21 protein-coding genes are annotated in these 23332 nt (G+C 71.2%); 9 read left to right on the forward strand and 12 right to left on the reverse strand.

What is annotated here, in order from left to right; genetic code table 11:
* Positions 1-35 precede the first annotated feature (35 nt).
* Entirely contained in the window at positions 36-674 is a 639-nt protein-coding gene (locus tag HCC61_RS25335) for a TetR/AcrR family transcriptional regulator (protein ID WP_169139650.1), read from the forward strand.
* A gap of 273 nt (positions 675-947) precedes the next feature.
* Here HCC61_RS25335 and HCC61_RS25340 read toward each other — a convergent pair whose 3' ends face one another.
* On the reverse strand, positions 948-1499 hold the full coding sequence (locus tag HCC61_RS25340) for a winged helix-turn-helix domain-containing protein (RefSeq protein WP_169139269.1): 552 nt from the start codon (positions 1497-1499) through the stop codon (positions 948-950).
* Positions 1500-1610: 111 nt separating this feature from the next.
* On the opposite strand from HCC61_RS25340, the gene HCC61_RS25350 reads away from it, so the two are divergent.
* Positions 1611-2558 (forward strand): DUF2218 domain-containing protein, encoded by a 948-nt coding sequence (locus HCC61_RS25350; protein WP_206323005.1) that lies wholly within the window; start codon positions 1611-1613, stop codon positions 2556-2558.
* Between the two features lie 340 nt (positions 2559-2898).
* On the opposite strand, the gene HCC61_RS25355 is transcribed toward HCC61_RS25350, so the two are convergent.
* Entirely contained in the window at positions 2899-3576 is a 678-nt protein-coding gene (locus HCC61_RS25355) for a CmcI family methyltransferase (protein ID WP_169139271.1), read from the reverse strand.
* A gap of 82 nt (positions 3577-3658) precedes the next feature.
* On the opposite strand from HCC61_RS25355, the gene HCC61_RS25360 reads away from it, so the two are divergent.
* Positions 3659-4303, forward strand: coding sequence for a TetR/AcrR family transcriptional regulator (locus HCC61_RS25360; RefSeq protein ID WP_169139273.1), 645 nt, complete (start codon positions 3659-3661; stop codon positions 4301-4303).
* Between the two features lie 93 nt (positions 4304-4396).
* Here HCC61_RS25360 and HCC61_RS25365 read toward each other — a convergent pair whose 3' ends face one another.
* Positions 4397-5239, reverse strand: a complete 843-nt coding sequence (locus tag HCC61_RS25365) for an alpha/beta hydrolase (protein WP_169139275.1) — start codon at positions 5237-5239, stop codon at positions 4397-4399.
* 141 nt (positions 5240-5380) lie between these two features.
* Here HCC61_RS25365 and HCC61_RS25370 point away from each other — a divergent pair, with 141 nt between their 5' ends.
* The 3 genes from HCC61_RS25370 (at position 5381) to HCC61_RS25380 (ending at position 7897) form a co-directional block, all read left to right on the forward strand.
* Entirely contained in the window at positions 5381-6139 is a 759-nt protein-coding gene (locus HCC61_RS25370; protein WP_169139277.1) for a maleylpyruvate isomerase family mycothiol-dependent enzyme, read from the forward strand.
* A gap of 70 nt (positions 6140-6209) precedes the next feature.
* Positions 6210-6479: a hypothetical protein gene (locus tag HCC61_RS25375; protein WP_169139279.1), complete on the forward strand. Its 270-nt coding sequence runs from the start codon at positions 6210-6212 to the stop codon at positions 6477-6479.
* 77 nt (positions 6480-6556) lie between these two features.
* Positions 6557-7897, forward strand: coding sequence for an NAD(P)/FAD-dependent oxidoreductase (locus HCC61_RS25380; protein ID WP_169139281.1), 1341 nt, complete (start codon positions 6557-6559; stop codon positions 7895-7897).
* Positions 7898-8109: 212 nt separating this feature from the next.
* On the opposite strand, the gene HCC61_RS25385 is transcribed toward HCC61_RS25380, so the two are convergent.
* Positions 8110-8364, reverse strand: coding sequence for a hypothetical protein (locus tag HCC61_RS25385; protein WP_169139283.1), 255 nt, complete (start codon positions 8362-8364; stop codon positions 8110-8112).
* A gap of 246 nt (positions 8365-8610) precedes the next feature.
* On the opposite strand from HCC61_RS25385, the gene HCC61_RS25390 reads away from it, so the two are divergent.
* Positions 8611-9012 carry an ACT domain-containing protein gene (locus HCC61_RS25390; RefSeq protein WP_169139285.1) on the forward strand — a complete coding sequence of 134 codons (402 nt, stop codon included), beginning with the start codon at positions 8611-8613 and terminating at the stop codon, positions 9010-9012.
* A 53-nt stretch (positions 9013-9065) separates the two neighbouring features.
* Here HCC61_RS25390 and HCC61_RS25395 read toward each other — a convergent pair whose 3' ends face one another.
* From HCC61_RS25395 to HCC61_RS25410, 4 genes are all read right to left on the reverse strand, one after another.
* Positions 9066-9599, reverse strand: coding sequence for a hypothetical protein (locus HCC61_RS25395; RefSeq protein ID WP_169139287.1), 534 nt, complete (start codon positions 9597-9599; stop codon positions 9066-9068).
* A gap of 5 nt (positions 9600-9604) precedes the next feature.
* The gene (locus HCC61_RS25400) at positions 9605-10162 is read right to left on the reverse strand and encodes a SigE family RNA polymerase sigma factor (RefSeq protein WP_346777382.1); all 558 of its coding nucleotides are present in this window, start codon (positions 10160-10162) and stop codon (positions 9605-9607) included.
* A gap of 415 nt (positions 10163-10577) precedes the next feature.
* Positions 10578-12866, reverse strand: coding sequence for a DUF2079 domain-containing protein (locus HCC61_RS25405; protein ID WP_169139289.1), 2289 nt, complete (start codon positions 12864-12866; stop codon positions 10578-10580).
* Between the two features lie 176 nt (positions 12867-13042).
* Entirely contained in the window at positions 13043-13825 is a 783-nt protein-coding gene (locus tag HCC61_RS25410; protein ID WP_169139291.1) for an alpha/beta hydrolase, read from the reverse strand.
* Positions 13826-14239: 414 nt separating this feature from the next.
* On the opposite strand from HCC61_RS25410, the gene HCC61_RS25415 reads away from it, so the two are divergent.
* The gene (locus HCC61_RS25415) at positions 14240-15778 is read left to right on the forward strand and encodes an MDR family MFS transporter (protein WP_169139293.1); all 1539 of its coding nucleotides are present in this window, start codon (positions 14240-14242) and stop codon (positions 15776-15778) included.
* Between the two features lie 192 nt (positions 15779-15970).
* Here HCC61_RS25415 and HCC61_RS25420 read toward each other — a convergent pair whose 3' ends face one another.
* The 3 genes from HCC61_RS25420 to HCC61_RS25430 all read right to left on the reverse strand — a co-directional run bounded on the left by HCC61_RS25420 (position 15971) and on the right by HCC61_RS25430 (position 19203).
* Positions 15971-17260 (reverse strand): cytochrome P450, encoded by a 1290-nt coding sequence (locus HCC61_RS25420; RefSeq protein WP_169139295.1) that lies wholly within the window; start codon positions 17258-17260, stop codon positions 15971-15973.
* Complete coding sequence (locus tag HCC61_RS25425; RefSeq protein WP_169139297.1) at positions 17260-18012, reverse strand: alpha/beta hydrolase; 753 nt, start codon at positions 18010-18012, stop codon at positions 17260-17262. The genes HCC61_RS25420 and HCC61_RS25425 overlap by 1 nt, the downstream gene beginning before the upstream one ends.
* Positions 18013-18189: 177 nt before the next feature.
* Positions 18190-19203: an aminoglycoside phosphotransferase family protein gene (locus HCC61_RS25430; protein WP_169139299.1), complete on the reverse strand. Its 1014-nt coding sequence runs from the start codon at positions 19201-19203 to the stop codon at positions 18190-18192.
* A 97-nt stretch (positions 19204-19300) separates the two neighbouring features.
* Here HCC61_RS25430 and HCC61_RS25435 point away from each other — a divergent pair, with 97 nt between their 5' ends.
* A complete protein-coding gene (locus HCC61_RS25435) occupies positions 19301-20590 on the forward strand; it encodes a pyroglutamyl peptidase (RefSeq protein ID WP_169139301.1) in 1290 nt (429 codons plus the stop codon).
* Between the two features lie 107 nt (positions 20591-20697).
* Here HCC61_RS25435 and HCC61_RS25440 read toward each other — a convergent pair whose 3' ends face one another.
* Complete coding sequence (locus HCC61_RS25440) at positions 20698-22974, reverse strand: hypothetical protein (RefSeq protein ID WP_240969285.1); 2277 nt, start codon at positions 22972-22974, stop codon at positions 20698-20700.
* Between the last annotated feature and the right edge of the window lie 358 nt (positions 22975-23332).

The following is a 23332-nucleotide window of genomic DNA, read 5'->3' on the forward strand; positions in this document are numbered from 1 at the left end:
GTGCAGATGACGGTCGGCGAGGAAGTCCGGTGACCCTGCGCCGCGACGCACAACGCAACCGGGAAGCGCTACTTGCCGCCGCGCTCGAAGTGTTCGCGGCGTCGGGGCTCGAGGCTCCGCTCGACGAGATCGCGCGCCGTGCCGGAGTCGGCAATGCCACGCTGTACCGGCACTTCCCGGACCGGGCCGCCCTGGTCGAGTCGGTCTTCCACGATCTCTTGGCAGAGACCCGGCGCATGGGCGAAGAAGCGCGCACCAGCGCCGACGCGTGGGCCGGGCTGACGGGCTATCTGGAGGAGATCTTCGCAGGGCTGGCAGCGAACAGGGCAGCCAATGACCTGATGACCACGGGCATCCAGGGTGTCGCTTCCCTCGATGCGCTCCACGTCCACAACCGCGAGACGATCGACATCCTGATCTCGCGCGCCCAGCAACAGGGCACCATGCGCGGTGACATCGTGGCCGAGGACCTCCTGTTCGCTCTGGCCGCGCTCGGCAGGGTCGTGCCGGCATCCGCTGCCGTCATTCCCGACGCATGGCGCCGCTACCTCGCGCTCCTCCTCGACAGCCTCCGCGCCCAAGCCGCGCGACCGCTTCCCGCACCACCCCTCAGCCCCGACCAACTCGGCCGTATCCTCCACGACCTCGGACCCCACGTGGACAGGAGCTCGTAGGTCCACGGAGTGCAGCCAGCCATGCCAGGTGCGTGCCGGACGTGCGCCGGAACAGGCAGAGAACCGGGGTCGTCAGCGGTCACGACGCGGATTCGATTCCCGCCACCCGCGCCACGAGGAAGTGGGCCCAGGTCACAGACCCGGGCCTTGTTTGTTGTCTCCCAACTTTCCGGTCTTGAGCTGAAGCCGTGGAACCGACCCAGCGTCCCCGGCAGTTCGGCTTGGCGGATGACGTGTGAGCCGCCACCGCTGATGTTGGGGTCGGTGGACAGGTCAGGCCCCTTCGCCGGGGGCGATGGTGTCGTCTTCCAGGGTGGGGATGTCGGCAGGGAACAGGCTGACGAGAAGGCCGTAGGGCTCGCGGTGTGTGCCATCGGCCGCGTGCGGTTCAGCCTCCTGCTCGCCCAGCCGGGCGGCGAGGGCGTGAGCCTGCTCCTGGGACAGCCAGAGGTGGCGCAACGCGGTGTGCTCGGCCTGGCCTGGGCGGGCGGGCAGCATCTCCCCGAGCGCGGCGTTGATGAGGAACTGGGGACCGTTGTGGGCGTCTTCGTGGAAGGTGAAGTCGTGGCTGACCAGTGCGAAGTACTGCTCTGTACCGCCGCGTACCTGCCGGGTTTGCTTCAGGTGGATCAGGTCGGCTTCACACAGCACCCGCACGTGGTAGCCGACGGTTCCCTTGGCCAGCCCCAGCGCCGTTGACAACTGACGCAGCGTCGCTGGCCGCTGGCGCAGGACGTTCACGATGCGATGGCGGACGGGGTGACCGAGCGCCTTGAACTGCTCGGGGGACCGGAGCGCCAGCGGCTCGGCCTGGTCGTCTGACATGGCCGCAAGTGTCCATACAACTCGACGCTTTGACAAGCGACTCAGTGGGGCAACAGACTCACTCGCAGCCAAGTGTTGATTATCTTCAACGCTTACCTGGAAGGACTAGCGATGCCCCTGTCGACGGCCCTGGTCATCACCGATCGCCCCATGCGTTACCTCAAGCAACTTGTCTCTCATCTAGGCCACAGGGCCACCACCCGGCTGAGGGGTGACGGCCGGGGCACCGTCGCTCTCGGCTCCGGAACCTGTGCCCTCGCCGCCACACCGGACGGGCTCAGCCTGATCGCTGGCGCTGCGGACGCGGAGGGCCTGGCCCGGGTCCAGAACGTGGTCGCTCGGCACCTGGTGCGCTTCGCCACGCAGGAGCATCTGAGCGTCGACTGGACCGCGCCGGCCGCGGGCGGGGATCTGGAGATCCTCGACACAGTGGTCGGCGACTACCTGCTGTCCCACTGCACGCCGCCCGACGATGTACTCCAGGAACTGGCCACCAGGACACGGGAGGCCACCGGGAACGCGTCGAGGATGCAGGTCGCCCACGACGAGGGAGCGCTGCTGACGATGCTGACTCGCTTGGTGGACGCCCGGTTCGCCGTGGAGGTGGGCACCTTCACCGGCTACTCCACCCTGTGCATCGCTCGTGGCATGGCCGATGGCGGCAGTCTGATCACCTGCGACGTCAGCGACCAGTGGACCTTGATCGGCCGCCCATCCTGGGAACGTGCGGGCGTGGCCGGCCGGATCGACCTCAGGCTCGGCCCGGCCGTCGAGACCTTGCGCTCTCTACCGGTCGAACCGCTCATCGACATCGCCTTCATCGACGCGGACAAGGCCAACTACCCTGCCTACTACGAAGAGACAGTCGCACGACTGCGCCCCGGTGGTCTGGTCGTCCTGGACAACGTCTTCCTCGGCGGCCGTGTCTTCGATCCCGCCTACCAGGAGCAGGACCACGTCGCTGTGCGTCAGTTGAACGAATTCATCGCGGGTGATGACCGAGTGGAGTCGGTCATGCTGCCGGTGCGCGACGGAATCACGCTTGTACGCAAACGCTGACCGTCGACGCTCCGTAATCCGTCACCGCATCCCCACCGCTCGTGTGGGGTCTGCTACAGGCTTGGGTGACGCGTTCGGTCACGCGGCGTGAAGAGTGCTGGCTTGGTCATGACGGTTTCATATTCGACGGGAATCAGGTGTCCGAGAGAGTCTGTCGGCGGCGTTGGTGATGCGTGCCGGAAGTGACGGAGTATTTCGCTCAACACCGGCCGAGGCAGGACCTCTTCCAGTGATGTGCATGCGGCCATGTCCGTAGCTCAGTGCACTTTGCCGAGTTCGATTCCCGTGACCCGCTCCAGTTGGGCGGCGTCCCCCTGGCAGAGAGGTTCTGTCGCACGGCTCAGAGGCGGCAGCTGATCTCCATGCCGTCTTCGACGGGGAAGGTCACGTTCTGATAGCCGTTCGCGGGGTCGCGTACGTAGTCGAGGTAAGGACGCAGTGCACCCTCGCCTTCGCCTTGGTCGACGTCGTCGGCCACGACGAGCGCGCCCGGGCGCAGGATCGGTTCGAGTAGCCGCAGCACGGGCAGACACAGGTCCTTCCAGCCGTCGAGAAGGACGAGTTCCACGGGGCCTTCGACGGCGGCGAGAGTCTCCCGGGCGTCCCCTTCAAGCACGGTGATCAGGTCGTCAAGTCCTGTGTCCGCGAAGGTCTGTCGGGCAGCCGTGATCTTCTTCCTGCTCATTTCCGTGGTGAGGACGCGCCCGGTGCCGTTGTCCCGCACTGCGGCCGCCAGATAGAGCGTGGAGATTCCGAAGGACATGCCGAACTCGATGACCGTGGCCGGGCGGACGGCACGGATCAGGTTGTAGAGGAGCTTCCCGCCCTCCGCGGATATCGGCATGTAGATCGCCGCAGCGGCGTCAGCGAGTTCCTGCGGAGTTCTCGGCGCGGAGCCTACGGAGGCCGGATCCGGCCCGAAGTGTGCGGCGTTGACGTCGTCCTGCTCGGCCAGCTCGAACATCCTGCTGATCGCGGACTCGACCCGGGGGTCGGCAAGGGTGTGGGTAAGTGCCATGGGTTTAGAGTAGACGCACCGTTGCGTCTTGTCTAGAAATCCCGCTCCAGGGACGCGGATAGGCTGATGCCAGGGAGGCGAGATGGCACCTGCGACACACAGCGCCGAGACGGACAGCACCCGCCGATCGGCACCGCGTCACCACGGCAACCGGCACGGACGCAGCGAGCTCGCACGACTGGCGGTGCTGAACGCCGCCGACGACCTGCTGGTCGAGAAGGGCTTCGCGGGCGTCACGATGGAGGGCATCGCGAAGCGGGCAGGTGTCGCCAAGCAGACCGTCTACCGCTGGTGGAGCACCAAGACCGACGTCCTCATGGACGCCTTCCTCCAGGACGCGGCAGAGGACCTCACTCCGCCCGACGACCGTGACATCGCCCTCGACCTGCGCGGTTATCTTCGCCGACTGGCGTCGTTCCTCGGGGCGTCCGATTCCGGCGCCGTCTTCAAGGCGCTCATCGCCCAGGCTCAGCACGATCCGGAGTTCGCCCGGGACTTCCGGTCCAGATACCTCGACGAGCAGCGCCGCCGCGACCGTCTCCCGATGGAACGGGCCGTGGAGCGGGGGGAGTTGCCGCCGGACTTGGATCTGACGGCTGAGACCGACCAGCTCATGGGACCCGTCTACTACCGCGTGCTGGTGACCGGCCAGTCCGTCGGCCAGGACTTCACCGATCGTCTCGTCGACACCTTCCTTCGCCGCCATGGGCTGTCGGCGAAGGATTGATCCCCGGGGACCTTCCGGCCGCGGTGCAAGGGGTCGTACGGCGAGGCCGTATCGCATTCGCGGAGCACGGCGGTCGGCCGCGTGCCCCGAACTTCACGACCGCAGCAAGAAGTCGGCGATCGCCGATGCGATCTCTTCGGGGATCGCCGACGGGGCGAAGTGCGTTTGGGCGGGGAACGTTGCGAGGGTGACGTGGGGCAGGGTCGTTGCGAGGTGGTCGAGGGTTTTCGGCATCGGCTGCCAGGTGTCGGCTCCACGCATCAGGAACGTTGGCGTGGTGACGGCGGACCAGCGGCGCACGTCCGCCGTGTCGGCGGCCATCGCTTCCAGGTCCCCACGCCAACCGGGCGCGTCGGCGGGCTCGTTGCCGGTCGGCTCGGTCGGCTCCGTCGGCTCGCCCGCGTCCATCGAGTCCAGCAGCGCGGCCGGGATACGGGCCACCTCCTCCGCCAGCAGCCGGTCGGCCCGCCGCCGGTCGCGCTGCGCGGTAAGTTGCTCGTACCGGGACAGGACCGGGAGCAGTTTCTCGCCCGCCGCATAGAGCGGCGGTTCCCACAACACGAGGGAGCGGAGCGGGAGTCGGGCCGCCGCGGCGTGCAGGGCGACGGTCGCGCCGTACGACATGCCGGCCAGGTGCACGGGGCCGCCGATCCTGTCGATCAGTGCCCTGAGGTCCCCCACTTCGTCGGCGAAGCGCTTGGCCGACGGGCCCGGCCCGCTCGGGGCGTACCCGCGCCGGGCCGGCAGCCACAGTTCGAAGCGGTCCGCGAGCCGTTCGGCCACCGGCTGCCAGGAGTGCAGCCCGCCGCCGGAACCGTGAAGCATGACGACCGGCGGACCGGATCCGGTACGCCGGCAGCCGATGACGGTTCCGTCGAAGGACTCGAAAGAGTCGAACGACTCGGAGGACTCTGGCAATTCGGTCGCGCCCGGCATCCCCGGACCGTTTCACTGTCCGCATGGACCGGGCCACCGGATTTCCGCGCCCGGTCGGCCCCTTGCCATGGAGTGGATACGTACGCCTACTGTCCTGTGCAGCGGGGATCACCGATCAGTGACCGAGGAAGGTGCACGCCCGTGGAAATCGCCGGCTTCGTCGAAGCGCTCCGCCAGGACGGCGAGGATCTGATCGACTGCTCGGCACGCTCCGGGTGGGACGCCATGGTGCCCACCTGTCCCGAGTGGCGGGTCCGTGACCTCGTCGCACACACCGGAAGCGTCCACCGCTGGGCCGTCGGTTATCTCGACGGGCAGGCCGAACGCCGTCCCGTCGAGATCTGCGCTCCCGACGACGACGGGTCCCTCGCGGACTGGTTCCGCCACGGGCACCGGGAACTGCTGAACCGGCTCACCACGGCCCCCGCGGACCTGGAGTGCTGGACGTTCCTCCCCGCGCCGACGCCGCTGGCCTTCTGGGCCAGGCGCCAGGCCCACGAGACCGCGATTCACCGTCTGGACGCGGAGAGCGCACTGGGGGTCCGGCCGAGGGAGTTCACCGCTCGGTTCGCCCAGGACGGGATCGATGAGCTCCTGACGGGATTCCACGTCCGGCCCCGTAGCAAGGTGCGTACGGAACAACCGCGTTCCCTGCTCGTGCAGGCGACCGGTGACGGCCTGGACCCCGGGCAGCCGCGCGCATGGCTGCTCCGCCTTTCGTCCGGGCCGCTGCGGGTGGAGCAACCGGCCGACGTCGGCGATGTATCGGCCGACTGCACCGTCAGCGGCCCGTCGCCCATGTTGTACCGCGCCCTGTGGAACCGGGGGCGCTATGAAGACCTGGACGTGACGGGGGATGCCTCGCTCGTCGAGCTGTGGCGGCGCACCTCGGCGGTGTGAGCGCACCTCGGCGGTGTGAGCCCGGGGCAGGCCCGGCGAGCCGGACACGGCAGGATCTAGGCTCCTCCCCATGACTGATGGGGACATGCGCTACGGACGCTGCGGGGTGTGCGGCGGCGGCGAGGTGTACCGGGGCGAGTACGTGGCGCAGGCCGGGCTCCGGCGGACGGGAGCGGGCAAGTTCGGGTCGAGGCAGCCGGTGTTCGACGCCTATATCTGCGCGGCCTGCGGGCACACCCAACTCCACGTGCAGCTGGACGAGAAGATGTCGTCGTACGTCCGGAACAAGCTCGACCGGATACCGCCGCAGAAGAGCATCGCCGCCGGCGGTGGGACATGAGACCGGCCGAGAGGCCGCACCGGCCACTACGCTGACCAGGCGCGCTGCGCGAAGCGCGCCGGGAAGGGGCGGGTGCGATGGATCGGGTCGACACGATCGTCGTGGGTGCGGGGATCGCGGGACTGACCGCGGCGCGACTGCTTACCCGGAGCGGCCGGCGGGTCGTCGTGCTGGAGGCTCGTGACCGCATCGGCGGACGTGTGTGGAGCGTCCGGGAGGGCGGGGTCGTCACCGATCTCGGTGCGTCCTGGATCCACGGGGTCGACGGCAGTCCGGTCGCCGCGGCGGCGGCCGCGTTCGGGCTGCGGACCGCGGAGTTCACGGTCGGCGGGTACCAGCCGTACAGCAGGCCCATCGCGTACTACGGACCCTCGGGCGTCCGTCTCACCGACGACGAGGTGGAGCGCTTCGTAGCGGACATCGAAGCGGTGGATGCCGAACTCGCCCGCGTCGTGGCCGACTTCGCGCCGGGGCGCTCCTACGGCGAGGCGGTGGAGTCGGCCCTGGCCGCACAGGGCTGGGAAGCGGAACGTGCCGAGCGCGTCCGGGAGTACCTGCGCCACCGGACCGAGGAGCAGTACGGCGTCTGGATCGACGAGCTCGACGCGCACGGGCTCGACGACGATGCGATCGACGGCGACGAGGTCGTCTTCCCCGACGGCTACGACGCTCTCGCGACCCACCTCGCCACGGGACTCGACATCAGGCCCGGGCACGTCGTCACCGCGGTGCGCTGGTCCTCCGGCGGAGTCGAAGTCACCGCCGGGCACGGGGTGTTCAGGGCGAAGTTCACGGCGGACCGTGCCGTGGTCACCGTCCCGGTCGGGGTGCTGAAGTCCGCGGAGTTCGGCATCGAACCCCCGCTGCCCGAGCCGGTGGCCGGTGCGCTGGCGCGACTGGAGATGAACGCCTTCGAGAAGGTCTTCCTCGGTTTCAGCTCGAAGTTCTGGGACGAGGAGGTGTACGCCGTCCGTCAGCAGGGGCCCAACGGGGTCTGGTGGCACTCCTGGTACGACCTCACCGCCGTGCACGGCGTGCCGACGCTCCTGACGTTCGCCGCCGGTCCGGCCGCGAAGCGGACGCGAGGCTGGGAGCGGGAGAAGATCGTCGACTCGGTCCTCGGCGAACTGCGCCGGCTCTACGGCGACCGCGTCGAGGACCCCGTCGGCGTGCATGTGACGTCGTGGCAGGACGACCCCTGCTCGCGGGGGTCGTATGCGTACATGACCGTGGGAGCGGCGCCCGAGGACCACGACCTTCTCGCGACTCCCGTGGGCGGCGTGCTGCATCTCGCGGGCGAGGCGACGTGGACCGATGATCCTGCGACGGTCAACGCGGCGCTCCGCTCCGGGCATCGCGCCGCGTGCGACGTCCTCGGCCGTTCCGTACCGATCGAGGACGTCTGGGCCACGGGCTGAGGGCGTTCCGTTGCCGGGTGGCCGGTACGTCCGCCGCACGCTGCTGTTCCGCCACGGGCGGGGTGGGGCCGACGGGAGAGATCCCCGGGCTCGGGACCGGCCGTTCGCCGGGAAACAGGCCATGAAACACAGCCGGACAGCTGGGGCACATGCGCCCCAGCTGTCCGGCTGTCGGGTCGAACTTCGATACGCCGCAGGTTCAGTGGGCCGCGTCAGCGGTGGAGACGGTGCCACCCACGGGGGTCGTGACGGACCCACCCGCGGTGGTGGTCGTAACGGTTCCACCCGCGGTGGTCGTGACGGACCCACCCGCGGTGGTGGTAGCCGTCCCGCACCTGGGCGTGGCGGTAGCCGTGGTCGTACGCGCTGTGGGCAGGCGGCGCCGGAACGGCGCCGGCGACTCCGGCACCACCCAGCATCGCGACGGCCGCCAGACCGATCGTGACGGCAAAGCGGGATACCCGCATGGGACCTCCTATGGCAGCGGACGCGAGACGTCCGCGTGAATGGATCTCACCAAGGATCGGCCCGGATTGAGATCAAAAGCCGCATTGCACCTCACAAGACACTCTTTTTTATGAAACCTATGGATTTCACCCCATCCTGCTCCGTGCTCCGTCTCGGCTCCGCGCCGGGGCGTGCGGCCGGGGAGGCCGGGGAGGCCGGGGAGGCCGGGGAGGCCGGGCGGCAGCCGTCCACATAAGGTGCGGGTCGTGCCCGGCGAGAGCGATCTGCGAAAGCTGCTGTCCGGGATGCGTCCTGAGCTGAACCCGGGCCGCTACGTGTTCGCCACCGCCGACGACGGGGTCGTGCCACCGGGCGTGAACCCGGTCGTCACGGTCGCCGAACAGGAGGGCCTGACGCTGGTCCTGCCGCAGGGGGAGGCCGACGCGGCGGGCCTGGCGTACGACTACGTGGCGGCCTGGATCACGCTGCGGGTCAACTCGGCGCTCGACGCGGTCGGTCTGACCGCGGCCGTGGCGCGCGAGCTCTCCGATTCCGGTATGAGCTGCAACGTGGTCGCCGGTTTCCACCACGACCATCTGTTCGTGCCGCATGAGCGGGCAGCCCGGGCGGTCGCGGTGCTGGAGGACCTCGCGCGACGGACTCCCTGACGGGCGGACCGGCGGACGGACCGGCGAGCGGCTCGGCGGGCGGGCCGGGGTCGTCAACGGGTGGGCGTGCCCGTGGACGACGGGGTGCCCGCGACGGGCGAACCCTTCGGAGTCCCCGTCGGGCCGCCGCCTGAGTCCGTCGCCGGTGCCGAGCTCGAACCCGCGCCCGCCCCGGGCGACTTCGACGGGGGCGCTGCCGAAGTGCCGGTCGGCGTCCGGGGCGGAGTACCCGTCGGAGTACCCGTCGGAGTCCCCGCCGGGTCGGCGGCGCCGGTCGGGGTCGGCGTGAAGGTGCCGGTCGGCGTGGGGGTGGGCCCGGGTGACGGACGGTGCGCCGGCGGCGCCTCCCGTCCGTCCGGGATTCCCCGCACGGCGAGGGCCACCGTGATCATCAGCGCTACGAGCAGCGCCGCGGCCGCCACCGGAACGGTCACGCGCCGTACCCGGATCCGGCGCCGCCCGTCGCGTACGGCCCGCCGCACGTCGACTCCGGACGCACCGTCGCGGTCCTCGTGCTCCGGCGCGGCACCGCGCAGCGGCCCGAGGAGCCGCGCCGCCTCCTGCTCCAGCTCGTCATCGTCGTGCACGGCGGCTACTCCCTCCCCACGGACTCGTTCAGCGGGCCGAGTTGTCCGCCGAGGACCTTGCGGAGCCGCTCGATGCCCCGCTTCGACTGGCTCTTCACGTTGCCTTCCGAACAGCCGAGCAGCATGGCCACCTCGGCGACCGGCAGATCGCACAGGAAGCGGAGCACGAGTACGGCGCGCTGCCGGGGGGCGACGCGGGACAGCGCCGTGTGCACGACGGCGCGCATCTCCACGTCCGGCCCGGCGGTGGCCGGCAGGTTGGGGGTGTCGTGAGGGACGCCCGAGAGCCGCACGCGCGCCCAGCCTAGGCGCTGTTCGTTGAGGAAGGACCGGACGAGCATGGTGTTCACATAGCGGTCCAGGTCGTCCGCTTCGCGGGCCCGGCGCCAGTGGACGTACAGCTTGGTGAGGGTGGTCTGGACGATGTCGTCGGCGCGGTGCGGGTCCTTGCACAGCAGGTGCGCGATGCGGCGCAGCGCGGGCAGCCGTACGGAGACGTACGCGGTGTACGACTGCTCCGCCTCGGCCTCGGACTCTTCCCGGTCCCTCACGGTCCTGCCCACGCCCTCACGCACACCTCCACTCACCGTTCCGCGGACTCCCGCACGTGCCCCGGCCGCCGTACGTGCCCGGGCCGCCGTACGCGCACGCCCGGCGCGGCCCCGGCCCCGCCCGATTCACACGTGACCGGGCGGCCCGCGGTTGCGTCGTGCTCAGGAACGCACAACGGCCCGGGCGTCGGGGATCCGCGCCGCGGCGCCGCCGGTACGGGTGGCCGAGCGGCGAGGCGCACCGGGGCGGTACGGGCGGGCGGCGGCCGGCGGCGCGTGGCGTCGGGTGGCAAGGAGAGTGCTGCACACGACGGGGACCACGGCGGGGCACCGCCGCGTTGCGTGTGCTGCGTCACATCCCGGTGCGCGCCCGGCCAACCGGAGCCGTCCGCAAGGGTGCTGAGCCCTCCTCAGGCCCGGCCACCGGTCAACTCCTGAGCAACACGTAGCCGCTTCGTTCGGCGACCGTCCGGTATCCGCGCTCCGCGGCGGTCTCCAACAGGGCACGCTCACGCCGCGGCGAGACCGGCCAGCCCTGAGGGTCGGCGGTGTCGACGACGATCCACCGCGGGCGGGGGCGGCTTCCGTACAGGCCGAAGACGCTGACCCGGGTCCGGCCGGTGAGCTGCGGCACGAGACGGTTGGACGCGGCTACGGTCGCGCCGTCCGGGATGCGCGCCAGCAGCCGGTGCGCGACGGCGACGCGCGGCGGAGTGCGCCACGTGCCGGACTGCGTGAGCTGCCACAGCGGGAACTGGGGCAGCAGCAGGGCGGTGACGACGGTGCACACGGTGAGGCCCTGCCGCACGGTGCGCGGAGCGTCGCGGCGGATCGCCAGGCCCTCGACGAACGCGGCGAAGACGACCGGCATCAAGGTCGCGCTGTAGTGGAAGTCGGTGCCCCAGTACGCGGGGTTGGCGGAGACGAAGCGCCACAGCAGCGTCGGTACCGCGACGAGCAGCAACCGGGAGGACAGGGCGGGGATCACGCAGGGCGCGATGACGAGCAGGAGCGTGTACACCTTGGTCTCGGGCGTGATGACTCCCAGGACGCCGGTCAGGAGCCGGAACGGGAGGAGGCCGGTGCCGCCCGCGGAGGAGCCGGGCAGCTTGTCCCAGTAGGCGAAGGCGTGCTGCGGGTTGAAGGCCGGTATCACGACGAGCACCGTCAGGAGGGTGCCGGCAAGTCCGGCCGCCGCCGTCGTAAGCCCCCATCGGCGTGCGCCGCGGTGTGCGATCAGGAGCCCGATGACGGCGACCGTGAGGCCGAGGTCCTCCTTGACGAGCAGCAGCGGCAACGCCCACAGCGCCGCCGCGCGCGGCCGGCCGCGTCCCAGGGCGGTCAGGGACCAGGCCAGCAGCGGTACGGCGAAGCAGATCTCGTGGAAGTCGAAGCCGACGGCCTGAGCGATGCCCCACGACGTGCCGTAGCCGAAGCCCACGACGGCGGCCGCGTCCCGGCCCGCGACCTGCCGCGCCCAGGCGGTGAGCGGGACGACGGCGACGGCCAGCAGCGCGGCCTGAGCCACCAGCAGCGTGAGGGGTGAGGGCCACGCCCGGTAGGCGGGTGCGAGCAGGGCGATCACGGGCGAGAAGTGGTCGCCCAGCAGGGCGAATCCGGGGCCCTTCAACTCGGCTACGGGGAGCCGCCCTTGGGCGTAGGAGCGCACGGCCTGCTCGAAGATCCCCAGGTCGTATCCGGTGGTACGCAGGCGCAGGTGGCTGCGGACGGAGAGGGCCGCGTACAGGGCGAACAGCCCGGCCGCGAGGGCCCATCGGCCGGTCCGGCCGCCCTCCCGCTCGCTGCCTACGCCGGTACGGGCGGGCCCGGCCGGACGTGCCGGAACAGCCTGGCCCGCCGCGGGGAGGCCCGGGCTCTTCGCGGGCAGGGCCGGGCTCTTCGCGGGCAGCGTCGGCCGCGGGACGTCGCGCACCCGCAGCCGTACGAGTTGCAGCGCCACCTCCGCATATGTGCCGGCGGTGACCTTGGAGCCCTTCCGGTGCGACCAGCGCACCGGCACCTCGGCGACGGGCAGCCCCGCCTGACGGAACATCCGGAGGATCTCGACGTCGATGTCCCAGCCGTCGCTCCGCGACCGGCCGAACGCCGCACGTGCGCAGTCGCCGTCGAACAGTTTGAAACCGCACTGGGTGTCGCGTACGCCGGGCAGGAGCGTGGCCCGTATGGCGAGGTTTCCCGCCTTGCCGAGCAGCCGGCGCAGCGGAGGCTGAGGCGTCCCGATCCGTGCCCCGGGATGTGCGCGGGAACCGATCGCGGCGGCGAAGCCCTCGTCGAGCCGTTCGTGCAGCGACGCCAACTCCCCTATCGGCGTTGCCAGATCGGCGTCGGTCAGCAGCACCCGTCGGCCCCGCGCGGCCAGCACCCCGGTCCGCAGCGCGTGGCCCTTGCCGCCGTGGCGGGCGCCCTCGCCGCCCGGCGGGCGACGGGCGGCGAGCAGGCGTACCCGCGGATCGGCCGACGCCGCCGCGCGGACGACGGCCGCCGTGCCGTCGGTGGAACCGTCGTCGACGACGATCAGCTCCCAACTGGCTTGCCGTGCGGGCGAGGAGCGCAGGTAGCGGCAGATCGCGTCGAGGGCAGGCGGCAGCCGGTGCTCTTCGTCGTACGCGGGGACCACGACCGACAGGTCGACGACCTGCGGGGCGGCCACCCTCGGCCAGGCGGCCCGTTGCGGGTCGGCGGGAAAGGACAGCATGCGTCGGGGACCACCCCGGCGCCGGGCGGCGTTGCGTGGTCTGTGTCACAGCGCGGGTGCCGCCTCAGCCGCGCCACCGCACGCCGGGCTCTCCGCCCCGGCGTCCCGTCCCTCGGGGAGCCGGGCGCCGTGGGCGACGGGCCGGAATGGACGGGCGGAATGGACGGGCGGAACGCTCATCCGCGGGCGTGTGCGGGTCCCTCCTCGCGGACGAGAGCGGCGACCCTTCCGGGTTCGAGAAGAGGCGCCAGGTGATACGAGCCCTCCAGCAGATGAAAGCGTGCCGCGCGCAGGAGTCCCGCCATGTCCTTCATGACCTCCGGGGCAGCGACGTGGTCGTGCTCCGCGGCGATGACCGACGTCGGTGCTGTGATCGCCCGCAGAGCGTCCCGGCCCTCGAACCCGGCGATCATCCTCAACTCCGGTGCCGAGACGGCCGGATCGGCTTCGAGGAGGCAGGACCTGGCATAGCGCACCGGTTCCGTGTCGGCCTTGATCGCATCGGGTGGGAACCAGCGGGCGAGGACGGCGGCACTGTCCGGCGGGCCGTCCTTCTCCAGCGCGCTCGCGGCGTCCGCGAAGGCCGGGAACGGTGTCGCCCGCGTGCACAGCAGAACGAGCCCCCGCGTCCGCTCCGCCCGGCGGGCCGCGAAGAGCTGCGCGATCTGGCCGCCGAACGAGTGGCCGAGCAGATGTGCCTGCTCGATCCCCATCAGGTCCAGAAGCCTCGTCAGGTCGTCGACGAAGTCGTCGCATGTGCGGGCGGGCGGGGCGTCCGCGGCGGTGCCGTGGCCCCTCAGGTCGTATGTGATCACCCGGGCCCCGGCGGCCAGCAGCGGCACCATCCCGTCCCATGAGCGCTGGTCCAAGGGCGTACCGTGCACGAGCACATACGGCTCTCCCGCACCTTCGTCCCGCACACCGGTCGCGTACCCGTCGCCGATTCGCAGGCGATCCACGGCCACCACGTCACCTCCGAACCGGCTGAGAGCCCGTGCGTTCCCCCACCAACCTCCCAACGGGACGGCGGTCCCGCCACGGGAGCGTCGCCGGGCCGGGTACCGGGACCGGTTCGTGCTCGCCGTCGATCGAGCTGCCGGGGGGCGAAGGTGGGGGCGGCGGCGAAGGGGAGCCGAGGGCGGGGGCCGAGGGGGAAGGGGCGAGGCGGCCGCCGCCCGCGCTGTCCGCGGGCACGCGCCCTGGCACAGGTGGGACATATTCGGTGGAGATACGCGCGACGATGCGGAACATTCGGGGCGGGCGATGAGTTCTGGCAGGCGTGCCGGTCGTCACCGGTGCCCATGCCCGCGTCCCTGCCGACGGCCCCTTGGCTCCGAGGCGACTGTGACCAGGAACCCCGACGAGGTGCCGCCATGTCAGCTGCGATCGACGAACGACCTGCCATACGGGCCGGCCGCACACCCACGGTTGTGCGGCTGCTGGTGCTCGCCACGTTCGTGGTGATCCTCAACGAGACCATCATGATCAACGCCATTCCGCGGCTGATGGTCTCGATGAAGATCACCGAGCAGTCGGCGCAGTGGGTGACCACCGCGTTCATGCTCACCATGGCCGCCGTGATCCCGGTCACCGGCTGGTTCCTGCAACGGGTCACCACGCGCCAGGCGTACGCGATGGCGATGGGAGTGTTCATCGCGGGCACCGTGCTGTCGGCCGTCGCGCCGTCCTTCGGGGTGCTGCTGCTGGGCCGGATCGTGCAGGCCGCGGGCACGGCCGTGATGCTGCCCCTGCTGATGACCTCGTTGATGATCGTGGTCCCCGAGCACGACCGCGGCCGCGTGATGGGCAACGTCTCCCTGGCGATCTCGGTGGCGCCGGCGCTCGGCCCCGCGGTGTCCGGGCTGATCCTCCAAGCCGGCTCCTGGCGGCTGCTGTTCGTGGCCGTGCTGCCGATCGCGGCCCTGGTCACGGTCTTCGGGCTGCGCAAGATGGACAACATCAGCGAACCGCAGGCGAGTTCCATCGACTGGCTAAGCGTGGGCGTCGCGGCGCTCGGCTTCGGCGGCCTGGTGTACGGCCTGAGCCTCTTCGGCGAGGGCGCCGGCAGGATCGGGCCCGGCATCGGCATCGTCCTGGCCGGGGTCGTGACGATCACCGTCTTCGTGGTCCGCCAGCTCAAGCTGCAACGCGGCGGTGAGCCCCTGATGGACATGCGCATCCTCGGGAACCGCGCCTACGGCCTGTCCCTGCTCCTGATGTCCATCGGGTTCCTGGCGATGCTCGGATCGATGATCCTGCTGCCGTTGTACCTACAGAACTTGCGCGGGCTCAGCCCGCTGGAGACGGGCCTGCTGGTCATGCCGGGCGGTCTGGCCATGGGCCTGCTGGGGCCGACCGTGGGGAAGGTGTTCGACCGGTACGGCAGCCGCCCGCTGGTGCTGCCCGGCTCGATCGCCACGATGCTCGCCCTCGCGGGGTTCACGCAGGTCTCGTTGACGATGCCGTACTGGCAGGTGCTCGGACTGCACGCGCTGCTGATGGTCAGCCTGGCGGCGACGTTCACCCCGGTCTTCACGCTCGGCCTGGGCGGGCTTCCGCCGCACCTGTACTCGCACGGCAGCTCGATGCTCGGGACGATGCAGCAGGTGGCCGCGGCGTTCGGGACCGCGCTCGTGGTGACCGTGATGTCCGCCCGTACGAGCCATCTGGTCGCCGACGGGGTCGCCGCGGTGCCCGCGCAAGTCAGCGGGATGAGGCTCGCCTTCGGCGTCGCGACCGCCCTCGCCGTGGTGACCATCGTCGTCGCGGCAAAGCTGCCGCGCCGGGTCGCCGGCGCCGGTACCCGGGAACACGGCGGAGGCGGCACGCTCCCGGCTGCCGAGGAGGCCCCCGTGGCTCCCGTGCAGCGGCACGGCGCGCAGACGACGGTGCAGGGCGACGAGGGACCCTGACGCGGGGACCTGGGCCGGTCCGTCGGTGGATCGGTAGGCCGGTGGGCCGGTGGGCCGTGGGTCACGAGCCCCGGAACCCGGAGCGCCCGGCGGTACGCGCCCGGGGCCGTACCCGCCTGGTAGCGGAATCGGCGGGGAGGTGACCGCCGAGGTGACCTCCAATGTGACCGCCGAGGTGGGCGGCCGGATCGCTCACGGACGACGGGGTGCCGAGGCGGGCGACGGCGACGGCACCCAGCGCACCGGCAGATGCGTGATGCCGTTGATGAAGTTGGAGACCAAGTGGACCGGTGGGCCGTCGAGTTCCAGTTCCGGCAGGCGCGTGAGCAGCTGCGTGAAGAAGATCCGCATCTGGAGACGGCCGAAGTGGGCGCCGAGGCACATGTGGGGGCCCTGGCCGAAGGCCAGATGGTCGTTGGGCGTGCGGGCGATGTCGAACCGGTACGGATCGGGAAAGGCACGCTCGTCGAAGTGGGCGGAGGCGTGGTAGACGACGACCTTGTCCCCTCGCGCGATCCGCTGCCCGGCGAGTTCGGTGTCCCGGGCCGCGGTGCGGCGGAAGCTGAGCACCGGCGGGTGCCAGCGCAGCATCTCCTCGACGGCCGACGGCACGAGACCGGGATCGGCGCGCAACCGGCGGTAGGCGCGGGGGTGTTCGAGGAGGGCCAGTACGCCGCCGGGCAGGGCGCTGCGCACGGTGTCGTTGCCGGCGATCACGACGAGGAAGAAGAACATCGCCAGTTCTTCTTCCGTGAGCGGGCGGCCGTCCTCGACGGTGGCGGTGGCCAGCGCGGTCATCAGATCGTCCGCGGGGTGGCTGCGCTTGTGCCGGGCGAGTTCGTGGGCGTAGTCGAACATGTCGCGAAGCATCGCGGGCGAGCGCGGGTCGACCGGCCGTCCGCCGGAGTCGCGTACGACGTCGGCGTGTTCCGGGTCCTGGTAGCCGATGACCCGGTTGGTCCACTTCAACAGCAGGCCGCGGTCGGCGGCGGGTACGCCGAGGAGTTCGGCGAGGTTGGCGAGCGGGAAGTCGTCGGTGACCTCGACGGGGAGGTCGCAACTGCCCCGCGCGGCAACGGCGTTCAGCAGCGCGGCGGCGCGTGCGGTGATCTGCTGCGTGAAGCGTTCCAGGCGCCGCCGGGTGAAGAGGGCGGCGGCCAGGCGGCGGATCCGGCTGTGCTCGGGCGGATCCATGTTGAGGATCATGCGCCGGATGAAGTCGAGGTCGCCGGGGGCGGGATCGCGGATCTGGGTGGCGCCGAGCCAGGACGAGTACACGGCGGGGTCGCGCAGCACGTCACGTACGTCCTGGTAGCGGGTGACGGCCCAATAGCCGGGCCCGGCGGGCCAGTCGAGCACTTCGCGCTCGTCCTGGCGGCAGACCGGCGCCTCGTCGCGCAGCCTGCGGAAGCTCTCGTGCGGGATGCCGCGCGCGAACACGCGGGGGTCGAAGACGTCGGGAACTCCTGCGGGAGCGGCCATCAGTGCCTCTTGAGGAAGCGCTCGACGCTGCCGGCGAAAGCCACCGGGCACTCGTCCATCGCGTAGTGCCCGGCGTCGGGGAAGACCTCCAGCTCCAGGTTCGGGTACCAGGCTCCGAAGGTCGCCCGCATGGTCTCCTCGCCCAGCGCCGGGTCGTGCCGCCCGGCGATCACGTGGACCGGCACCTCGGCGCCCTTGATCTCGGTGTGGAAGTCGGTGCGCGCCCAGGCGGGCAGATAGGCGGCGAACGCGTCGCGGTCCGAGTGCTCCAGCGAGTGCCGCACCATGGCGTCCAGCCAGGTGCCGGTGAGCCGGTTGCCGGTGGTGAGATCGATGATCGCGCGGCGGTTTCCGGGGCTGTCGGCGGCGCCGGCGAACAGCTCCCAGCTCTGCTCGTCGAACGGGACACCGCCGGCGGGCACCGGCGAGACGCCGACGAGTGCGCGGACCCGCTCGGGCGCGTCGGCGTACACCCGTTGCATGACGGACCCGCCCATGGAGTGCCCGAGCAACGAGAAGCGCTCCGCCCCGAGTTCGTCCGCGGCCGTCAGCACGTCGGCCGCCGCCTCGGCCACCGAGTACCGGCCCGTCTCGCCGCGACGGTCGCCGTAGCCGCGGTAGTCGAGGAACACATAGCTGAACGCATCACGGTCGAGGTGCGGCAGCACGGCCTGCCACGACCGCGACGACCCGAACCAGCCGTGCAGAACCAGTACGGTGTGCGCTCCTGTCCCGACCCGCTGCAAGCCCATGTCCCGTCCTCCGCCGCCGAGTTGGTGAACCCGCCGAGCTTAGGACCGGGAGCACGGGCCGGGGAACACGGCGCGACCCGCCCAACGGCCGACGTTCCGGCTCACGTTCCGCCCAACGGCCCGGTGCCCGCAGGGGCTTCGCTTCGCCCTCTCGGCCACCCGAGCCACCGCGCGCCGTCAACTCCCCGTGAGCCGGGCGGCGGTGCTCAGGGCGGCCTTCAACGCGCCGCCGATGTGGGTACGGAGCCACTCGGTCTCCTTCCTGGAGGTACGGCGCGGCACCGTTTCGACGAGCATGATCAGGTAGAGGTAGCTGCGGTAGAGCTGGATCCTGGCCCTGGCGGAGTCGTCGAGCCGGTGAGCGGTGGCGCCCAGATAGCCGGCCATGAGATCGGGGTCGTCCTCGGCGGCGCCGGTGACGTGCAGCGAGGGAAGCTCGGCGAGCGGGTCGCCCCAGAACATCCGCTCCCCGTCCACGATTCCGCTGATCTCCCGCTCACCCGGGGGGCCTTGAAGCAGGATGTTGCCTTCCCAGAGGTCGAAGTGGACGAGGACCGGTGTCTCCACCTCGTCCAGGGCCATAGCCGCCGACCGGAGTGCGGAGCGGACCGCGGAGTGCGGGACGGGAAGCCACGCGGAGTAGCGGTCGGCGTCCCGCAGTACGGCTTCCAGCATCGCGGTGAACGCGGTCCGCCAGCCCGGGGAGAGAGCGGCCACGGACTCCGCGGGATAGCCGAAGCCCGGCCCGGTGACCGAGTGCGCCCGCGCCAGTGTCCGCCCCAACGACCGCCGCAGCCTTGACCGTTCGTGTGCGGGCATGGTGTCCGCGAGCGTGTTCCACGCCGAGCCCGGACGTTCCGACATCAGCAGGTGCTTGCGCAGGCCGTCTTCGTCGTGGAGCCGGCAGTGGAGTACGGACGGCACGGGCACGCCGTGGAGGCCCGCGGCCCTGCGGTAGTAGGTGACCTCCCCTGTGAGCAGCCCGTGTTCGTATTCGAGCCCCGCGGTGTGTGAGCGCGGCGGCAGCTTGAGCATCGAGCGCGTCCCGTCCGTGGTGCACACGCGGAGCAGGGTGTTGTACGTACCGCCGCCGACCGGTTCCAGCGAGGCCACCCGTGACCGGGGAATGCCCGCCTGCTCGAGTATCGGCCCCGTGTCCATGTCCTCACCGGTGCCCGGTGGTTCCGTCATGTCGCTCCGCTCCCGCTCCGCCGCCTGTCGCCGGACCGCTCTCTTGTGGCACGGCCCTTACCCAGTCGACAATGCCGGGCGAGCAGAGGAGACCGGGATGCGCAGACTGCGTGTGGTGCCGGCCGCGTTGGTGGTCGCGAGCATGGTTCTTCCAGTGACGCCTGCGGTGGCCGGGCAGCGCTCCGCCTCCGGCTCCGGGTGCACCGATGAGTCGGTGCCGCTGACCGTGGAGGAGCAGCGCCTGGCCCGGTCCGAGCCCCAGGAGATCCTCGGGCGTTCCGGTTTCGACTCTGTGCCTTCGGAGTTCACCCGGGCGCTGTGCGGTGCCGACTCGTACCGCCAGGCACGGGAGTCGGTGTTGCGGCACGGGCAGCGGCTGTGGCGGCGCGCGGTGGACCGGGCGCAGGGACGCGGCCCGGCGGGCGGAGACCTGGACCGCTTGGACGACCGCCCCTTGTACTGGGCGCGGTTGGGGATGACGAGTCAACTGCGGCGTTGGCGGCCCGACTTCGAGCTCTCCGATGCCCGGCGTACGGCGCTGCTCGACCGGTTGGAACGCAGCTCGCGCGGTCAGGACGCCATCGACTTCAGCGCGGGGAAGGCCGGTGGCCCGGAGGACGGCAAGGGCAAGGGCCTGAAGCGGATGCTGGTCACGGGCTTCGACCCGTTCACGCTGGACGAGGACATCCGGATCAGCAATCCGTCCGGTGCCGACGCGCTGACGCTGGACGGCACCGTGCTGCGTACGAAGGCGGGCAAGGTCAGGATCGAGACGGCCATGTTCCCCGTGCGCTGGGCGGATTTCACCCGCGGAACGGTCGAGCGGACGCTGCGGCCGCATCTGCCGAAGGTGGACCTGTTCACCACGGTCAGCCAGGGCCGGCCGGGCCGGTTCGACGTCGAGCGCTACAACGGCGCCTGGCGTGGGACCTTCCCCGACAACGACGACGTCTCGGCCCCCGGGACCGTCCCCGTGTCGGACGACGCCACGCAGCCTCAGTGGACGGCCACCACGCTTCCCTACAAGGACATCGTCTCCGCGCCCACGGGCCGCTTCCCCGTGGAGGACCACACGGAGGTGGTCGAGATCCCGGCGGGCGGGAGCGATCCGGTCACGCGCCCGGACGGTCCGACGGAGGGCTCCACCGCACGTGAGGGCGGCGGCGGTGACTACCTGTCCAACGAGATCGCCTACCGTGCGACGCTGCTGCGCGACCGGCTCGGTCTGGACATCCCCGGCGGCCATGTGCACACCCCTGTACTCGAGTTCGGCAAGGGCAACACCGACCCGGCGACGGGCACGATCACCGACCCGGAGTTCCTCCGGAACCGGCGGGACATCATCGAGCAGGTCCACTCGATCGTCCGGGTGGCCGCCGAGCGATAGCGGCCGCCTGCGGGACGGCCTGCGGGACGGTCTGCGGGACGTCGACGCTCCCGGTACGGGCTCCCGATGAGCGCACCCCCCGGCGAGCGCACTCCCGGCGAGGGCCGTCACCGGGCGCGCGCCGCGTTGATCGCGGCGACGGCACCGCGGGCGTCGCCGAGGTTGGCGAAGTCGACGGCCACGAAGTTCACCGGGTGGCCGCGCTGGATCCCGCAGCGGCGGGCGCGGTCGAGCACGAGGTCCTTGCTGTTGACCTCGCCCGCGTCGAGCCGGCTGCCGCCCGCGTCGGTGATGAAGTGGTTCAGCAGGAAGAGCCGTTTGCCGGTGCCGCCGCGGTTGGGCGCGCAGCTCATGCTCCGGGGATCGCGGAAGTCGTACGGCGTCTCCATTCCGTACCGGTAGAAGCCGCGATACCACGGGGCCGGTCCCCCCGACCCCTCCGAGAAGACGACCAGCCGCTTGTTGTCGTCGACCATCTCCCCCAGCGTCGGCCACGGCGTCCCCGGGTCGCGGTCCGGGGTGTACAGCAGGTGCTTCAGGCCCGCCTTGCGGAACGCGGAGGCCGTCTGCTCGCCGCTGATGCCGTTCTGGACGACCAGCGTGACGACCTCCGAGGGGTGCTGGTCCATCCATGTGCGGATCTCGCGCAGCGTGCCGACGAGCGGGAGCGCGCCCGCGCGGCAGGTCGCGTGGCACAGCCACAGACCGGGCCGCGCGGGGCCGGTCCTGTCGATGACGTCCGCGACCTTCCGCCGCATGCCGGGTGCGAGGTCGGACACCTTCAGCCGCTCGGCGACCTGGTCGGAGCGCTCCCATGTGTGGGTGTCCACGAGCAGCGCGCGGGCGCCGTCGTCCAGCTGCGTGGTGATGTCGCCGTCCTGGAGCGGGCTGATGAACCGGTCCGCGGTCGAGGACATCGAGTTGTGCGTGGTCAGATACGCGGCCTGGTCGTAGCGGAGGTGGCACAGCCGGGCCGACCCGTTGCAGTAGGTCCGCTCCGGTTGGCCGGCCGCGGCGGGAGCGAGTACGACGCCCAGCACGACCGCGGTGGCGACGGCGGCAGCGGAGCAGCCCACCAGCCGTGTGCGCGTACGCCGGGTCAGCGCCCGCAGAGCGGTGCGCACGGCCCGGTGCCGTTCCCGTACGAAGGACGCGACCACCAGCAGCGCACCGATGGCGAACGGCACGGCGGCCGCGGACAGTCCGGCGGCGGTGAGCGCCGTGAGCGCGTTCCGCTCCAGGTCCTCCACCAGGCCGGACAGCGACGCCGGCCACGATGCGGGCGGCTGCCACAGCAAAGCCCCGGCCCGCCAGCGGACCACCCAGAACGCGACGGCCGGCAATGCGCCGCCCGCGGCGAGGATCCAGCCGGTCGTGCGCAGCCTGCGTGTCCGGCGGCCCGGCGGCCCGGAGATCCACAGGAAGACGAGGGCGAGCAGCCCCACGGCGACCGCGAGCGTCTGCACCAGGCCCTGCATGAGGCGGGTGGCGTCGCGTGCCGAGTCCAGCGCGGCGGTGTCCACGCCCGAGCCCTTCAGGTCCCGTACGACGTTCCAGCGCCCGCCGTCGGCCATGCGCAGCAGCTCCCGCCTGCTCTTCGCCGCGCCGCCGTCGGCCTTGCCGCCCGGCAGATACGGCCCCACCGCCGCGAGGGCCGTGCCCGTGTCACCGGCCTCCAGCGCGCCCTCGACCTGCGGCCGCAGCGGCGCCCGTTCCTTCGCGGGTACGCGGGACAGCAACACCGAGGTCACCTTCCCCGCGTCCCTATCGCTGAGTTCGACCTTGGGCAGGCCTTCCGGCTTGCGGCCCGCCGCCACGCTGTCGAGGGCCTTGTCCACGCGGGCGAGCGCCGCCGACACCTCGGCCTCCGGGGGGATCCGGTGTCCGGCCCGTTCTCCGGAGGCCAGTTCGCCCAGGTACACGTGCGCGAGCTCGCCGACGTTCGCGAGGACCGGCCGCAGGTTCACCGACACCCCCAGGGCGTCCGAGTCGCCGCGGAAGTAGCCGACCAGGGCGGCGATCTGCTCGTCCGTCAGCTGCCGCACCGTGGCCGGAGGCAGCACTGTCTTCAGATTGGCCGTCACCACGGGCTCCGGTACGGGCAGCCGGGACAGCAGGCTCCTGGTGACGGGACGCGAGCCCGGGTCGACGAGGACCTCGTCGTAGAGCCGGTCGTACGCCCGCTCGTCGTCGAGCGCAGCCTGGTAGTACCCGCGCTCCAGCACCGTGGCGCGCAGCGTCGCCGCACCGACGAGGGCCGTCACGCACAGGACCGCCACGACGCACGCCAGCACACGTACGGGCCGCACCCATCGCGCGTGCCGCCACGCCGCGGGGCGAACGCGGCGCAGGATCATGGTGCGCACGGCGCCTGGCGCGGCCATCGTCCTCCTCCAACTCTCCGGGTCCGCGTCGGAAACCCCGAGGTGAAGGGGCCCGGCCCGGCTGCATTCCCGAATCGGGCGGCACCATGCGGCTCGCCGGGCCGGCGTAAGAGCCGGCGGCATCGGGGCGTCGGCGAGCCGCCCAGCCTCCACGGGTCTTACGGCTCCCATGCACCTGCCATTTCTGGACAATGCGTCAACGGTCGGAGAATCACGAGCGATTGCATCCGAGCGATTCCGAGTGCTTCTAGGGAATCCGTGTCGCCAGTTGCTCCGGGATGACGAATCAGGATGCCAACTCCCCAACTTCGTACGAGAGTTGGTGTCGTGACCTTTATCACTGAGCGAGGCGTCGACA

It is taken from the genome of Streptomyces sp. HNM0575 (assembly GCF_012726265.1).
Taxonomy (GTDB): Bacteria; Actinomycetota; Actinomycetes; order Streptomycetales; family Streptomycetaceae; genus Streptomyces.

Coding starts and splice junctions, on each gene's coding strand:
- HCC61_RS25435 (WP_169139301.1), top strand. CDS start 19,301: ATGCGCAGACTGCGTGTGGTGCCGGCCGCGTTGGTGGTCGCGAGCATG.
- HCC61_RS25385 (WP_169139283.1), bottom strand. CDS start 8,364: ATGCGGGTATCCCGCTTTGCCGTCACGATCGGTCTGGCGGCCGTCGCG.
- HCC61_RS25355 (WP_169139271.1), bottom strand. CDS start 3,576: ATGGCACTTACCCACACCCTTGCCGACCCCCGGGTCGAGTCCGCGATC.
- HCC61_RS25365 (WP_169139275.1), bottom strand. CDS start 5,239: ATGCCGGGCGCGACCGAATTGCCAGAGTCCTCCGAGTCGTTCGACTCT.
- HCC61_RS25425 (WP_169139297.1), bottom strand. CDS start 18,012: ATGGGCTTGCAGCGGGTCGGGACAGGAGCGCACACCGTACTGGTTCTG.
- HCC61_RS25440 (WP_240969285.1), bottom strand. CDS start 22,974: ATGGCCGCGCCAGGCGCCGTGCGCACCATGATCCTGCGCCGCGTTCGC.
- HCC61_RS25340 (WP_169139269.1), bottom strand. CDS start 1,499: ATGTCAGACGACCAGGCCGAGCCGCTGGCGCTCCGGTCCCCCGAGCAG.
- HCC61_RS25415 (WP_169139293.1), top strand. CDS start 14,240: ATGTCAGCTGCGATCGACGAACGACCTGCCATACGGGCCGGCCGCACA.
- HCC61_RS25420 (WP_169139295.1), bottom strand. CDS start 17,260: ATGGCCGCTCCCGCAGGAGTTCCCGACGTCTTCGACCCCCGCGTGTTC.
- HCC61_RS25350 (WP_206323005.1), top strand. CDS start 1,611: ATGCCCCTGTCGACGGCCCTGGTCATCACCGATCGCCCCATGCGTTAC.
- HCC61_RS25360 (WP_169139273.1), top strand. CDS start 3,659: ATGGCACCTGCGACACACAGCGCCGAGACGGACAGCACCCGCCGATCG.
- HCC61_RS25405 (WP_169139289.1), bottom strand. CDS start 12,866: ATGCTGTCCTTTCCCGCCGACCCGCAACGGGCCGCCTGGCCGAGGGTG.
- HCC61_RS25430 (WP_169139299.1), bottom strand. CDS start 19,203: ATGACGGAACCACCGGGCACCGGTGAGGACATGGACACGGGGCCGATA.
- HCC61_RS25380 (WP_169139281.1), top strand. CDS start 6,557: ATGGATCGGGTCGACACGATCGTCGTGGGTGCGGGGATCGCGGGACTG.
- HCC61_RS25375 (WP_169139279.1), top strand. CDS start 6,210: ATGACTGATGGGGACATGCGCTACGGACGCTGCGGGGTGTGCGGCGGC.